Annotated in this window: 1 protein-coding gene; it reads left to right on the top strand. The window is 67.9% G+C overall.

Annotated elements, in window-relative coordinates:
* The first annotated feature begins 234 nt into the window (after positions 1–234).
* Positions 235–1440 (top strand): IS110 family RNA-guided transposase, encoded by a 1206-nt coding sequence (locus tag D0D37_RS46390; RefSeq protein WP_116206907.1) that lies wholly within the window; start codon positions 235–237, stop codon positions 1438–1440.
* Positions 1441–1463: the final 23 nt, after the last annotated feature.

Below are 1463 nucleotides of genomic sequence, written 5' to 3'. Positions count from 1 at the left end.
CCCCCGTTACCTTCTTCGTAGCTCCTGATCAAGGAGTTCGTGGTCGCCAGGCCTGGCATGACTTACTCCCCCAGTCGAACCCATGATCCGGGGGGTGGTGTCACCGGGTTTGGTGGCATCGAGGGACCGCTGATAGGGACACGGCCGCCTTCGGGCAGGTCTCGTCGTAACGTGGCTGCCGGCCGTCGATGCTCGACTGGCGAACCACGCGCGACGATACGAAAGACAGCACAGGTGACCAACGACTACGCCGTCTACCTCGGGCTTGACGTCGGCAAAGGCGAGCACCACGCCGTCGGACTGGACGCGGCGGGCAAGCGACTGCACGACGCACCGCTGCCCAACAGCGAACCCAAGCTGCGGGCGATGTTCGACAAGCTCGCCCAGCACGGACCGCTGCTGGTCGTGGTGGATCAGCCGGCCACGATCGGCGCGCTGCCGGTCGCGGTGGCCCGCGCCTGCGGCCACCAGGTCGCCTACCTGCCCGGGCTGGCGATGCGCCGGATCGCCGATCTCTACCCGGGCAACGCCAAAACCGACGCCCGCGACGCGTTCGTCATCGCCGACGCCGCCCGCACCCTGCCCCACACGCTGCGCCAGATCAACGTCGACGACGACGCCCTGGCCGAACTGGACGTGCTCATCGGCTACGACGACGACCTCGCCGCCGAAGCCACACGGATCAGCAACCGCATCCGCGGCCTCCTCACCGGCATCCACCCCGCCCTCGAACGCGTCCTTGGCCCCAAAGCCACCCACCTCGCGGTCCTGGAAATCCTGTCCCGCTGCGGCGGTCCCGCCGGGATCCGCAAAGCGGGACGCCGGAAACTGGCCTCCATCGCGACCAAGAACGCGCCCCGGATGGGCGCGAAACTGGTCGAGGACATCCTCGCCGCGCTCGACGAGCAGACCGTCGTCGTCCCTGGCACCAGCGCCGCCGACACCGTACTTCCCAGGCTCGCCGACAGCCTGAAAAGTGTTCTCCTGCAACGGAAAAACATCGCAGACGAGGTAGAGGAAATCCTCGATGCGCACCCTCTTGCCCAGGTCCTGACCTCGATGCCCGGCATCGGAGTCAGGACCTCCGCCCGCATCCTCCTCGAAATCGGCGACGCGTCGGCGTTCACATCCTCCGGGCACCTCGCCGCCTACGCCGGAATCGCCCCGGTCACCCAGCGCTCGGGCAGCAGCATCCGCGGCGAACACCCAGCCAGGACCGGCAACCGCAAACTCAAACGGGCGTTCTTCCTCGCAGCGTTCGCGGCCCTGTCCGACCCGACCAGCCGCGCCTACTACGACCGCAAGAGAGCCGAAGGCAAAAAGCACAACGCCGCCCTCATATGCCTCGCCCGCCGACGCTGCGACGTCCTCTACGCCATGCTCCGCAACCACACCCACTACCGCCACCCCGAACCCGCCTCCGCCCCCGCAGCGGCTTGACAAACCACATAGGGACACCCCCC

Source organism: Amycolatopsis circi (genome assembly GCF_003385235.1).
Lineage (GTDB): Bacteria > Actinomycetota > Actinomycetes > Mycobacteriales > Pseudonocardiaceae > Amycolatopsis > Amycolatopsis circi.
The sequence above is the reverse complement of the archived record's forward strand: the minus strand, read 5'-3'. Positions and strand labels throughout refer to the sequence as shown.